Below are 12,726 nucleotides of genomic sequence, written 5' to 3' on the forward strand. Positions count from 1 at the left end.
CCCACCAGACCCCCCTCTTCGTGGAATCGACGGACCTCTTGCCAGGGAAGGGAATGTTCCCCATCCGTCAGGCAAAATCCTGCTGCCCGACCCCAGCAGGTCAGGCCAGGGGCACGGTGAGCCCGGCCTGCGGCATCACCACCACCCGCGGGGTGCCGGCGACACCGCCTGCGTGAAGGTGGCGCAGTGCGGCTGCCAGGGCCTCCTCCGCTGAGGAGGCGGGTGCGAACCCCAGCCGGGAAACCATGGCCGGCTTGAGCGCCGAAAGCAGTACCACCGGGTGACGGGCGGTGATGCGCGCCACCGCCCACGCCTTGTGCCCGCCCAGGACGAACTCCTCCCGGATGGCCCGCTCCAGTTCGGCCAGGGTGGAGTACTTCTGCACCCACTCCCAGTACTTCTCCGACCCCACGCCCTCTCGGCACTCGGCCGCCAGGATGATGACCCCACCCGGGCGGCACACCAGGGCGGCGTTCTCCAGGGCCTTATGGGACTGGTAGACGTTGATGTCCTTGGGCCATCCCCCGCAGGACGCGATCACCAGGTCGGCAGGACCGGCCCGGTAACCGGCGAAGGCCCGGTGGGCCAGGCGGCAGGCCTCCCGGTGGGCAAGATCCATATCCCCGGCGAACACACCCAGGATATCGCCCTCCGGATTCAGGACCGTGTTGACCAGGAAGTCGGCCCCCACCAGGCGGGCCGCTTCGAACATGTCTTCCGCTGCCGGGTTGCCGTCCAGCACCCCCGTGCGGCAGGCGGGATCCAGCATCAGGGCGTGGTTGCGCCGGATGGTCTCGTAACCGGCCACCCCTGGCACCAGGGCCTTGCGCCCGCCTCCGAAGCCGGCGAACCAGTGGTGCACCACACTCCCGGTCAGGATGCGGCGGTCGGCTTCCACCACCCGGGAGCTGATGTAAACCGGCGTGCCCCGAGACGTGATGCCGAGGAAGGTGAGCATGCCGGCATCGTGGGAGTCGTGGCTGAACATGGCCACCCGGGCGGCCGCCTCCGGCCCGGTCAGGGCGGCCATCTCGTCGCGCCCCACCCGGCGGTGGCTGCCGGTGGCGAACACCAGGTAAACATCTTCATCCCGTACGCCGGCCCAGTTGAGCTCTTCCAGGAGAATGGGAAGGATCAGCTCGCTGCGGGCCTTGCGGGTACTGTCGTTGACCAGGATGCACACCCGTTCCCCGGGTCGCACGATCTCCCGCAGGGGCGCCGTGCCCACCGGGTCGGCCAGGGCCCGGCGGATGGCCCCCACCGGGTCGGCCTCGGCGGGATACCGGCGGAACGCCACCTCCTCGACTTTCCACTCCGCCGGAAGCTCCAGCCTCACCGTCCCCGACCCATACCGCAACTCCATGTAGAACCCCCCAAGACGCGTGCGGTCGAGCCCCCGCGGCCTGCCGAGCCGCCTGAGGGCTCCCCGGTGGCGAGGTCCCCCTTCGGCCGCGCGTTCTGATGCCCCCACATCTTTCGGCGGTCAGGCTTCCCGGTCCTCCAGGGCCACCTCCGGGGCCCGCGCCCGAACCTGCCACCAGATCCCCGTCACGATGGTGAAGAAGCGGGCCTGTCCAGCGGGGGATCTCTGCAGTTGCTCGTACAGGGGCCGGGGCTGCTTCAGCAGCCCAAACCGGGCGGCCCCTCTGCCCCGCCCGCGGCCCCCTGTCAGGAAAGAGGCTCGAGGGCCGGCGGTTCCAGGTCCAGGTCGCAGCTCACCTTCCTGAGGATGACCGCCGTGGCTTCTTCCAGGGGTATCCCCTCCCGCAGTCGCCGCTCCCGCTTGCGCCAGGACCGCTCACCCGGTACCAGCACCTCGCCGGCGGTATCGGGGCGCCTGCTGGACTTAACCTGCTGGAGCAGCCGCGCCACCCGGGCCCGGAATTCGGCCACGTCCATCAAACTCGCCACCCGCAGGACGACCACCAGGTGGGACATATCCACCGGGCGCCGTGGGTCCCCGCCCGCGAAGCGACCCACGTCGGAGCCGAACGTGCCTCCGGCCAGCACCCCGGTGAGGATCTCCAGCATGAGGGCCATGCCGTACCCCTTGTACCCGGCGATGGGCAACACCGATCCCAGCAGGGCGGCCTCGGGATCGGTGGTGGGACGCCCCTCCAGGTCGATGGCCCAGCCCTCGGGTATGGGCTTCCCCCGCCTGGCCGCCATGATGATGTGACCACGCGCCACCACGCTCAGGGCAGTGTCCAGGACCACCGGGAACCCGGCGTCGGACGGGATGGCCATCGCGAAGGGATTGTTCCCCAGCACGGGCCTCGCCCCGCCCCAGGGGGCCATGAGCGGGCCGGTGTTGGTGGTCACGGACCCGATCATGTCCCGTACCAGCGCCCGCGCCGCCGGGTATCCCAGTGCCCCCGCGTGACCGCTGTCGCGCACCGCCACCACTCCCACGCCGTGGATCTCCGCCAGGTCCATCGCCCTCCCCATGGCTTCCCAGGTGGCCAGCTGGCCCATGGCCCGGTCACCATCCAGCACCGCGGTGGCTCCATGCTCTCTCACCATTCGCAGGCGGGGCCGGGGGTTGATCGACCCCGTCCCCATGCGCTCCACGTACATCCCCAGTCGCGAACAGCCGTGGGTCTCGACGCCCCTCAGGTCCGCTTCCACCAGGGCATCCGCCAGCAGCCAGGCGTGCTCTTCGCTGGTCCCCGCCCTCCGAAAAGCGCTCCGGCAGAATTCCTTCAGTTTCTCCGCCTCGATCCGGTAGACGGTGCCTCCTGCGTGCCCTGCCACATTCAACCCTCCGCCGCCCCTGCCCTGCCGGAAGGACACAATTGACATGTCATATTGGCCGCACCCTGCCCCTCTCCCTGCATCGCACGCACCAGTTGCGAGCGGGGGAGTGTTTCTGATACCGTAATAGCCGTGGTCACATCTGGGGGACACGTTCTCGGCTGCCTGGCGCTCCTCTTGGGCGGGATCACGTGGGGTACCACGGGACTCTTCGTGCGGGCACTCGATGCCCGCGGATGGCATCCCCTCGACATAGCTGCTGTCCGAACCACCTGCTCCCTGATCATCCTCTCCGCTGGTGTGGCCCTGATACGACCCCGCCTGCTGTCGGTCCGGCGCAGCGACCTGCGCTATTTCCTCCTGTCGGGCATTTCCGGGCCGGGCACTTCCCAGCCCATGTTCATCCTCGCGGTGGCGGGGGCGCCGCTGGCCGTGGCGGTACTGCTCAACTACACCGCCCCGCTTTTCGTCGCCCTGCTGGCCCGGCTGTTTCTGAAGGAAAAGCTATCGCCGCCCAAGGTGATCGCGCTCGGCCTCAGCATCGTGGGGCTGGGCCTGGTGACCGGGGTCCTTCCCCGCGGGACGCTGACCGCCTGCTCCGTCACACCCCTGGCCCTGCTCACAGGACTGGGATCGGGATTCTTCTACGCAGTCAACCTGCTCGTGCTGCGGCGCCTGTCCGGCACCTACTCCCCGGCCACCGTGCAGGTGTGGGGGCCCCTGCTGGGGCTCCCCGTACTCCTAGTGATGCGTTCCCTGCTCAACAGCCTGGTGACCCCCATCGTCGGGGTCACCTCCCGGGCCCTGGCCGGGACTCCGGTCACGGGCGCCACCGCCGGGGCCATCCTCCTCATGTCCCTCGGCCCCGGCCTGGTCGCCTTCCTCCTGGTAACATACGGCCTGGCCCGGGTGGAGGCCGCCCCGGCCTCCATACTCCTCACCGTGGAACCCCTGGTGGCCACGCTCCTGGGATGGCTGGTACTCGGGGAACACCTCACTTTCGCCCAGGGCGCGGGGATGGCGGTGGTGCTGGGCGCCATCTGCCTGGTGAGCCTGGAGCGAAAGGCAGGGGAGTTGCCCCGGGCCGGCGAACAGAGTCCCCACGCGCCGGGATAGCACCCGCCGGACTACCCTGCTAAAGGAGGGAGGCCACCGTGCCCACCGTCACCGGGTTTGTTCACCGGCCGGGCGCTCACTGCGGCTCCACAGCCCTGCGTGACCTGGCCGAGTCCTGCGCCGGCGTCGTCCTTTCGGAGGCCATGTGCTTCGGGCTGGGGGCGGGGCTGGGCTTCGCGTACCTGGCAGCCCCCGCTCTCTCACCCTCTCACGGATTCTGCGCGCGTGCCCCCTACCTGGAACCCCACTTCTTCCTGCACCTGGGCACCCCTTTCTCCTGGCGCAATGCTCCTCTGCCCTGGGAAGAGCTGTGCCAGTACATAGACGCAGGCACACCCATCCTGACCCTGACCGATCTCTACTACCTCGATTACTACACCTCCAGCGTCCACTTCGGGGGACACGCCGTCATCGCAGCAGGATACCTGCCCGCAATCGACACGGGCACCAGCCCGGCGCCCGCCGGCTCGCCCGGCCGGGGCGCGGCGGGCAGCGTGCTGCTGGCGGATACTGCCTGGCCGGACCTGCAGGAAGTCCCGTACGCCCACTTCCGCCGGGCCATGCACTCCCTGGCCCCGCCCTTCCCCGTGGACGGCCAGTGGACTCCGGTGCCGCGGTCCACCATACCCGAAGGGGTGCTGCCGCGCGCGGTGCGGTCCGCCCTGGCCACCTGCGCCCGATCTTACCTGCAGGCCCCTCCGCCCCCTGAGCTCGCACGTCTGGGCGTGCAGCATTACGGCATTTCCGGGCTGCGTGCCATGGCCGCCACCCTACCCTCCTGGGCGGACGCCCCCGACTTCGCGTGGTGCTGCCGCTACGCCTACCAGATGATTGAGAAACGGGGGACAGGCGGGAGCGCCTTCCGGCGGATGTATGCGGCCTTCCTGCGGGAAGCCCGCACCCTGGAGCCCGCAATACCCCTCAGGGCCATCACCGAACTGGAAATGGCCGCCGCCCTCTGGAGCGAGGCAGCGACCGTGTTCCGCGAGCTGGCCATCGGTAGCGACCCGGCAGGGGGCCAACCCGGCTTGCCCGCTGAAGGCTGCACCCCTGAAGGCCTGCCTCCCGACGAGCCGACCGCGGGACCACCGGCTCAGCCCGCGGTGGCCGCCGCCCTCCGGCGAGTTGCGGACATCCTGCTGGAGGTGGCCTCCCGCGAAGAAGAGGCCCTCACACTAGTCGCCCCCATCTGATCACCCGCGCCACTGGCAGTCCTGCATCGGGGCAGGTAGTCCCCACTCTCCCGCGGGTGGGGAGGCGGAGGGCGCCCCTCGTGGGCGGCGTAGCTGGCGGCGCGGACCGCGCGGGCAGCGTCAGGTGGCGGCGCGACGGCCTCCGGCCAGCAGGCGGGCGATGCGCACCTTCTCGGGCAGGGGAGCGCCTTCCTCGTCCACGGCCCGGCAGGCACCCCCCACGATGCACGTGCGCACGGCGCCGCCGGCAGCCGGGTTCCCCCGCAGGTGAGGAGCGTCCAGCAGGCCAATGCGTACGGCCAGAGTGAGGGTGGCGGCATCGGCCCAGGGGTCGGCGGTACCGGGCGGGGCGATGTCCCGGATGGCGTCAAGCAGCAGCCGGGCTTCCTCGAGCAGCTCCTCCTTGCGCCCCTGCACCGCCGGGTCGCGGGTCATGTCGGGTAGCCCGTGGATGGCATTGCGGATGACGCCACGAGCTATCCCCACCGCCTCGACGATGTCCTCCGGGGTGGCGGCATGGTGGGCCTCGCAGTGCGCCACCACGTGGACGATGTGGGGACGGAGGCTCATCTGCAGCATGGTGGAGGAGGCCAGCTGTCCCTTGGCCAGGTTCATGTCCACGGGGAGGCTGGCCAGCCCCGTCCGCGTCTGGCGGTAGACCGTGAAGTGCCGGTCCTGCAGGGACTCGATCAGTTCCACCTTGGCCAGCATCTTGCCCAGGTCCATGGGGAACGTGGTCCCGGGCGGGGTGTTGAACATGTACTGGGCCACGTAGTGGGTGACGCCGGCCTTCCTGGCGTTGTACGCGGCCAGGAAGGCAGCGGCCACCGCCACCTGATCGGGGGCGTCCCGCAGGCTCCAGTGATGGGCCTCGTTCACCTCCAGGGGGATACCCTCCCGGGCATGCCAGCGCATAGCCTGCTGAGCCTCCCGGATGGATTCCCCCAGCGACCGGCCGCTGCGGCCGTCCAGGACGTTGTACCACAGGAGGGGCACGGCACCCCAGGCCAGGTTGATGGTGCTCTTGAGCAGGCGGGCCATGGGGATGAGGTCTCGGGTGCCGCTGTACGAGCGTACCAGGGGATAGTTGCCACACCGCGAGGCCGCATAGATGGCGGCGAAATCCTCGGGCCGCCGCACCGGCACGCCGCCGGCGCCGTCCTGGCGGGGGTCCATCTCCTGAGGCCGGAAGAAGCTCTCCTGGGCGTTCTGGTCCGGCCCGATGGAGATCACGTCCAGCATCCGGGCCTCGGCCAGGCGCCGGGCACCCGCGATCGTGGCCTCTAGGGAGGGCAACCCGAAGTGGTGCCGGATGAGGGGGTAAGGGGCCTGCCGGACCACCCGTTCCGGCAGGGTCTGCGGGAACGATGCCTCCCCGTCCCGCCGCTCCACCCGGCCCGTACCCCGGAGGCCCTTGAGGTAGGCGATCACCGCCTCGTCCCCCTCCGACCCGTCGAAGGTCCGCTCGAAGAGCCCCGTCTCCCCGGCCACCTCTACCACGGGCGGAGTTCCGCCGAACACCATCCTCCCCGGCAGGAGTCCTTTGGACTCGAGCATCCCCTTGAGGTCGGCGAGCAGCCGTCCCGCGGCTTCAGCGGTCAACCGGTACGACAGCGCCACCAGGTCGGGCCGGTACCGGGCGATCGCTTCCACCACCTCCTCGGGGGAACGGGCCGAGCCCAGGAAGTGGCACCGGTACCCCTGGTCTTCGGCCAGCCCCAGGAACGCAAAGACGCCGGCCACATGCACGCAATCCCCCAGCGTGGCGGCAAGCACAGCCGGACGGTTCATGCCGCTTCCCTCCCTTCGCGGACGTAATTCAGCAGGTCCGCCACGCCCATGCCGTCCAGCCCCATGCGGGCCAGGGTGCGACCGTGATGGAAATAGTCCACGCCGTGCACCAGCGAGGCCAGGTGGACGAGGCTCCTCATGGTGGGCGTGGGCACACCCGCAAATTCACCGAGCGATACCAGGGGCACCAGGCCGGTGGGGACGTCTTCCCACACGTACCGGGTGTCCAGGCCATCGGGTGCCCTGATGCCCCGGTAGGCGCGGTTGTTCTGGAGCGCCCGATACAGGTCCGGGCCGTGGGCCCCGTAGGCCTGATGCAGCCACTCCCGCGCCGTGGGCAGGGCGATCCCCAGGGCGGCGGCCACGCCCAGCCGCTCGCCATCGAGGGCCTCCAGCACCCGCGCCACCGCCGGGGTAATGCCCTGGTGGTAGTGGTCGAAGGGATCGCCCGCCTCCACCCGGGCCAGGTTGAGCAGCACGGGTGCGGGATGGAAGACGGCTCCTATGTTGTCCAGGCTGGTGTGGAGCACCGTTTCCGCGCCCACGAACTGGGGAAAAGCCTCCCGCAGCAATGCCAGCACCCGGGGCGTCTGCCAGGCGGGCAGGGCCGCCAGGGGCACCCGTTGCTTGATACTGAAGATGTGCACGTGCCCCGGCCCCGCCACGCGGGCGGCGTACAGCAGGGTCTGCGCCTCCGCCACCACGGGCAACTCGCGGCACCCACCGGCCCGCAGCGCGCATTCCATCTCCAGGGCACCCAACGTGCGGCCGGGGTTCAGCACCAGCACCTGGTCTTCCCGCACGTGGGGCGCCAGGCCGCGCCCCAGGTCGGCGTGGCCGGTGGCGGGCACTGTCAGCATGAGCACCCGCGCCCGGGCTGCCTCGGCCGGCGACCCCGTCAGCCATACCGTCCCGGTTCCTGGCCGGCCCCCGGCGGCACTCATCCCTGCACCCTTCATGCGGCTGCTCCACACGCGCCCCGGCTCGCTGCCCGGCGCGACCCCCAACCGGCTGCCCCGGCCGCCGTCGGGCCGTGCGCAGGGCCTCACCGGTATGCGGCCATCCACGGCGCCAGACACAGTGAGCACCCCGCGCTCGAGCAGCTCCCGCACACGGTCGGGGCTCCGGTTGTACAGGACGACGTCCCACCCCTGGCTGGCCAGGTGGGCTGCCATGGCCTGGCCCCCGTTGCCCGCTCCCAGGACGGCGAAGGGCACCCACCCGGGGTATCCTCGCGCGGCAAGAACTTCTGTGGGCAAACGAAACACCTCCTCGGCCTGGTGGCACCGGCTCTGGAGGTGGAAAAACCCGACCCGGAGGTACATCCTGGGTCGGGCATCAGGCTCGCCTCGCTTAGTCACGCCCCTCGCAGAGAAGCGTTCCCGTCGGGCGGCACGGTTGCCCGGCCCAACCCACCTCCTCTTTCCACGCTTACGAGGTTAGCTGCCGGGCTCGGATCGAAAGAGTGTGACCCGTCTCGCCTTCACCCGCACCGGTCGGACCGGTGCCGGGCCCGGACGAGATTCGCCCCGTTGGTCTGGTTCCCCCGTTTCCCCTGGCGGGGAATTCAGCGATCAAGCGGATTGGCCGTGAGCCAACCAAGCATTATTCGGTTCTACCACAGGCTAACATATCACCCAATCCCCTGTCAACCGCCCGCCCCATGTCCAAGTCCCCTCCTTTTGGATGGGGCTAGCCGCTACAGATCCCGGCAGCCCACCGCCACAGTGCTGGCCCAGAACAGCACCAGGGCGGCCCCCAGGAGCACTAGCAGGGAGGCCCAGGGAAAACCCGGCCCCGCCATGATGGCAAACGCCTTCATGTGCCAAAAGAACGAGAGAAAGAAGGTCGAACGGAACCACCCCGGCACCGCCAGTGCCAGGCACACGACCCCGGCACCCACCCCCGCACGCACCCCGTCGTGCGCAAACACCGAGGCAAGCACTGCCACACCCAGCACCACCAGAGAACCGGCCCAGGCCAGGGGCATCCCCAGGAGAAAGCCCTCGGGTGCGCTCTCACCGCCCAGCCAGGGGGAGGCCGCCCACACCCCCAGGGTAGGGATCACCGTGCATAGGGCAAGCACCACCGCGCCCGCCATCACCTTGGCGGCCACCGCCTGCCGCCGGCTGACCGGCAGAGTGAGCAGAAACGGCAGCGTCCCCCGAGCCCGCTCGCCGGCCAGAGCGCCCGCCCCCAGCACCAGGGCGATCACGGTCAGGTTCTGGTACAGGTTCTTGCCGTACCAGTTGGCCCACAGGTACACCCGGAAGTCCGCCAGCTGCCGCAGGATTTCTCCCGAGAGGCCGGGCAGCATGGCCCCCGCGCCTGCGATCCTGCTGAGGAACCGGTAGAAGTAAGGGAGGGAGAGGCCGACCAGGAGGGTCAGCCCCAGCCCCACCCAGAGCACCCACCTGACCTGCCTCAGTTCCTTCTCCACCAGGACACCGAGCCTGCCCATCACAGCCACCTCCGGCCCTACTCCTCGGGTGCGGTCGCGTATTCCTCGAAGACCTGCTCCAGGGAGAGGTCGATCACCTCCAGGGCGAACAGGGGCACCGTGCGCAGGCGCTCCAGCACGGAGGGCACGTCCCCAGCCACGGTGATCAGGAAGGCCGCGCCCTCCCGTCCCACCCGCCTCACCCCGGGTACCTGGTCCAGCCAGGGAGGTGCCTGACCCTGGAACACAACGCGCACCTTCTTCTCCCCGGTCTTGACCTCGTCCATGGACCTGTGCAACACCAGGCGACCGTCCCTGATCATGGCCAACGTATCGGCCACCCGCTCCACGTCCTCCAGCAGGTGCGAAGAGAGGAACACGGTCTGGCCGGTGGCGGTGGCCTCTGCCAGGACCGCCTGCAAGAAATGCTTGCGGGCGAGGGGGTCCAGGCCCGCGGTGGGTTCATCCAGCACCAGCAGGTCCGGGCGCGGCGCCAGGGCCAGCACGAGCGCGAGCTGGCCCTTCATCCCCCGGGAGAAGCCGCTCACCTTGCGGTTGCGGGGCAGCCGGAAAAGATCGAGGTAGCGGTCCACCAGGGCCTGATCCCACCTGCGGTACAGCCGCCTGCACAGGGAGACCAGTTCACCTGCGGTGAGTCCGGGGTAGAGGGCCGGGATCTCGGGGACGTACCCCACCCGGGCCAGCACCTCGGGCGAGGGAGGTCCCTCGCGGCCGAGCACGGCAAACCTGCCCGCGTCTGGACGCAGAAGACCCAGCAACAATCGGATGGTGGTGGTTTTCCCAGCGCCATTTGGCCCCAGGAACCCGAAGATGCTGCCCCGTGGCACCCGCAGGTCAATGCCGTCAACGCCCACGGTCCTTCCGAAGCACTTGCGCAGGCCCTCGGTCCAGACCGCGTACTCGCTCACCTCCGCACACCTCCCGTCCCGTATCCCGTCTCCCGCATCCGCCTTCTCCCCCGTGCCGCCACGGCCCGTATCCCGCGCCAGACCCCGCTCTGCCCGACGCCTCGGCCGGCCTGCGCCCCCACCCCGCCCCGGGGCCGCGATCCCCTACGCCTACGTCCCGTCCTGCGACGCCCCTTCTTGGCCCGACAACTCACGCTCAACCAGGCGGCGCAACTCGTCATCCGGCAACCCCAGGGACCGGGACTCGTCCACCAGCCTGCGCACCAGCGCGGACACCCGCGCCCGCCGTTCCCGGCGGGCCTGGTCCGCCGCCTGCGGAGCCACGAATGTCCCCCGGCCCCGCTGGGTGACCACGACGCCCAGTCTCTCAAGTTCCTGGTAGGCATGGGCCACCGTGTTGGGGTTGAGGGCAAGCCGGACCGACAGTTCCCGCACGGAGGGCAGCTGGTCCCCGACCGCCAGGGCGCCGTAGGCAACCGCCTTCTTGACCTCTTCCACCAGCTGCAGGTAGATGGGAACGGGGCTGCGGGGATCCACGTGCAAGTAAACCACGACTCATCTCCCGGGCTTCTACGGTGTACTAGTACATTAGCACAACCCGCCCCGGGGCGTCAATTCGGACGCTCGCACCTGGACCACTGTTCGGCCGCCTGAGCATGACGCCCCCGGTGGTGGGGGTCATGTTCATCGGCCTGGTCATTGCCAACTACCTGCTGCTCAAAGTGGCGGTGCCCCTCTTCCGGCGCGAGACCATCCTCACCCGCTGGAAGTAGTCACGCGCGGTGCAATCAGGCGGCGCTTCAGGCGAGGGCGGAGCGCAGGGCCGCGGCGGCGGCGGTTACATCCGGCGCCGACACCACCGCCGAGATGACGGCCACGCCAGCCGCCCCGGCCTCTAGCACCCGACGGGCGTTGTGGACGTTCACCCCGCCGATGCCCACCAACGGGATGCGGACGGCCCGGCAGATCGAGCGCAGCCCGTCCGGCCCCATGGCGGGGCCGGCATCGCACTTGCTGGTGGTGGCGAAGACGGGACCCGCCCCCAGGTAGTCGGCCCCACCCCGCCGCGCCCGTTCGGCCTCCTCCACGGTATCCACGGACACGCCGATGATCTTCCTGCGCCCCATGAGGCGCCGGGCCGCCTCCAGGGGAAGGTCTTCCCGCCCCAGGTGCACCCCGTCGGCGTCCACCGCCAGGGCCACGTCCACCCGGTCGTTGACGATGAAGAGCAGGCCCATCTCGCGCGTCAGCCTGCGCAGCGAGAGCCCCGTAAGGTAAAGCTGGCGGGCCGTGAGTTCCTTGCTCCGCAACTGGATGGCGGTGGCGCCACCACGGGCGGCCGCGGCCACGATTTCCTCCTCGCCGCGCCCCGCGGCGAAAGCCCGGTCCACAATCACATACAACAGCAAGCGCTTGCGTAGCTCGGCCTTCACGGCGAAACCCCCATGCCCATTTCTCCCGCCACCGATTCCGGCCTGGCCGCTCGCGCGCCGGACATCCCGGTACTCACGGGTGGACGCCCCATGGGCTGCATCCCCCGCGGGGTCAGCCTTCGCTGGCTTGCCCCGTGGTCGGTTGCCCGCGGGGGGCACCCGCCAGGTGGTGGACGGGGCCGATGCCGTGGCCCAGCGGGAAGGCGGCGGCTATGGCCCGGGTGATGAACTCCTTGCCCGCCCGCAGCGCCGCCTCCGCATCGAGGCCGCGAGCCAGGTAGGCGGCCACGGCGGCGGAGAAGGTGCAGCCGGTGCCGTGGGTGTGCGGCGTGGCGATGCGCTCCGACTCCAGAACAAAGAAGCTCCTTCCATCGAACACCAGGTCGTCCGCCCGGCCCGGCAGGTGACCACCCTTCACCACCACGTAGCGGGGACCCATGGCGTGGATGCGCCGGGCCACCTCGCGCACCGCCTCGTCCCGGTGCGCCGGATGGGCGGCCTCCGCCAGCAGGTCGACCCCGGACAGGGCCGCCGCCTCGTGGGCGTTGGGCGTGACGACGGTGGCCAGGGGGAGCAGTCTCTCCACCACAGCCCGGTGGGCCTGCTCGTCCAGCAGAGCGTGTCCCGACTTCGAGCGCATGACCGGGTCCACGACCAGACTCTTCACATGATGACGAGACAGGGTCTCCGCGACCGCAGTCACGATCTCGGCGGTGGCGAGCATCCCCGTCTTGGCGGCGTCGGTGCCCAGGTCGGAGAGCACCGAGTCCATCTGCATGACGACCATGTGCACCGGGAGCACGTGCACACCCTGCACACCCAGGGTGTTCTGGGCGGTGATGGCGGTGATGGCGCTCATCCCGTAGGTGCCAAGCACAGTGAAAGTCTTGAGGTCGGCCTGGATGCCGGCCCCACCCCCCGAATCCGATCCCGCAATGGTGAGGACACGCGGCAACGTCGCCACCGCCCCATCCCCCTTTCTCGGTCTGCGCTTCGTGGACGAGCCCAGCTGCAGCCCGGGCGGGCAGCCCCGCGCCCGGCCCAAGCCCCAGCCGGCCAACACACCCTAC

11 protein-coding genes and 1 riboswitch are annotated in these 12,726 nt (G+C 70.0%); of the genes, 2 read left to right on the top strand and 9 right to left on the bottom strand.

The window, feature by feature from the left end:
- Window positions 1-100: 100 nt before the first annotated feature.
- On the bottom strand, window positions 101-1,363 hold the full coding sequence (gene larA / locus QME70_04530; protein MDI6893871.1) for a nickel-dependent lactate racemase: 1,263 nt from the start codon (window positions 1,361-1,363) through the stop codon (window positions 101-103).
- A 305-nt stretch (window positions 1,364-1,668) separates the two neighbouring features.
- A complete protein-coding gene (locus QME70_04535) occupies window positions 1,669-2,754 on the bottom strand; it encodes an Ldh family oxidoreductase (GenBank protein ID MDI6893872.1) in 1,086 nt (361 codons plus the stop codon).
- A 132-nt stretch (window positions 2,755-2,886) separates the two neighbouring features.
- On the opposite strand from QME70_04535, the gene QME70_04540 reads away from it, so the two are divergent.
- Together QME70_04540 and QME70_04545 are read left to right on the top strand one after the other, a co-directional pair.
- Complete coding sequence (locus tag QME70_04540; GenBank protein ID MDI6893873.1) at window positions 2,887-3,870, top strand: EamA family transporter; 984 nt, start codon at window positions 2,887-2,889, stop codon at window positions 3,868-3,870.
- Window positions 3,871-3,908: 38 nt separating this feature from the next.
- Complete coding sequence (locus QME70_04545) at window positions 3,909-5,063, top strand: DUF4872 domain-containing protein (protein MDI6893874.1); 1,155 nt, start codon at window positions 3,909-3,911, stop codon at window positions 5,061-5,063.
- A 120-nt stretch (window positions 5,064-5,183) separates the two neighbouring features.
- Here QME70_04545 and QME70_04550 read toward each other — a convergent pair whose 3' ends face one another.
- The 7 genes from QME70_04550 to thiD form a co-directional block, all read right to left on the bottom strand.
- A complete protein-coding gene (locus tag QME70_04550; protein MDI6893875.1) occupies window positions 5,184-6,854 on the bottom strand; it encodes a cobalamin B12-binding domain-containing protein in 1,671 nt (556 codons plus the stop codon).
- A complete protein-coding gene (locus tag QME70_04555; protein MDI6893876.1) occupies window positions 6,851-8,113 on the bottom strand; it encodes an NAD/NADP octopine/nopaline dehydrogenase family protein in 1,263 nt (420 codons plus the stop codon). Before QME70_04555 ends, QME70_04550 begins: the two co-directional genes overlap by 4 nt.
- A gap of 155 nt (window positions 8,114-8,268) precedes the next feature.
- Window positions 8,269-8,437: riboswitch (cyclic di-AMP (ydaO/yuaA leader) on the bottom strand.
- 116 nt (window positions 8,438-8,553) lie between these two features.
- The gene (locus QME70_04560) at window positions 8,554-9,315 is read right to left on the bottom strand and encodes an ABC transporter permease subunit (protein ID MDI6893877.1); all 762 of its coding nucleotides are present in this window, start codon (window positions 9,313-9,315) and stop codon (window positions 8,554-8,556) included.
- A 17-nt stretch (window positions 9,316-9,332) separates the two neighbouring features.
- Complete coding sequence (locus tag QME70_04565) at window positions 9,333-10,223, bottom strand: ABC transporter ATP-binding protein (GenBank protein ID MDI6893878.1); 891 nt, start codon at window positions 10,221-10,223, stop codon at window positions 9,333-9,335.
- A 150-nt stretch (window positions 10,224-10,373) separates the two neighbouring features.
- A complete protein-coding gene (locus tag QME70_04570) occupies window positions 10,374-10,775 on the bottom strand; it encodes a GntR family transcriptional regulator (GenBank protein MDI6893879.1) in 402 nt (133 codons plus the stop codon).
- A gap of 248 nt (window positions 10,776-11,023) precedes the next feature.
- A complete protein-coding gene (thiE, locus tag QME70_04575) occupies window positions 11,024-11,656 on the bottom strand; it encodes a thiamine phosphate synthase (protein ID MDI6893880.1) in 633 nt (210 codons plus the stop codon).
- Between the two features lie 112 nt (window positions 11,657-11,768).
- Window positions 11,769-12,611, bottom strand: coding sequence for a bifunctional hydroxymethylpyrimidine kinase/phosphomethylpyrimidine kinase (gene thiD, locus QME70_04580; GenBank protein ID MDI6893881.1), 843 nt, complete (start codon window positions 12,609-12,611; stop codon window positions 11,769-11,771).
- Between the last annotated feature and the right edge of the window lie 115 nt (window positions 12,612-12,726).

It is taken from the genome of Bacillota bacterium, assembly GCA_030019365.1.
Classification (GTDB): Bacteria; Bacillota; Sulfobacillia; order JACIYH01; family JACIYH01; genus JACIYH01.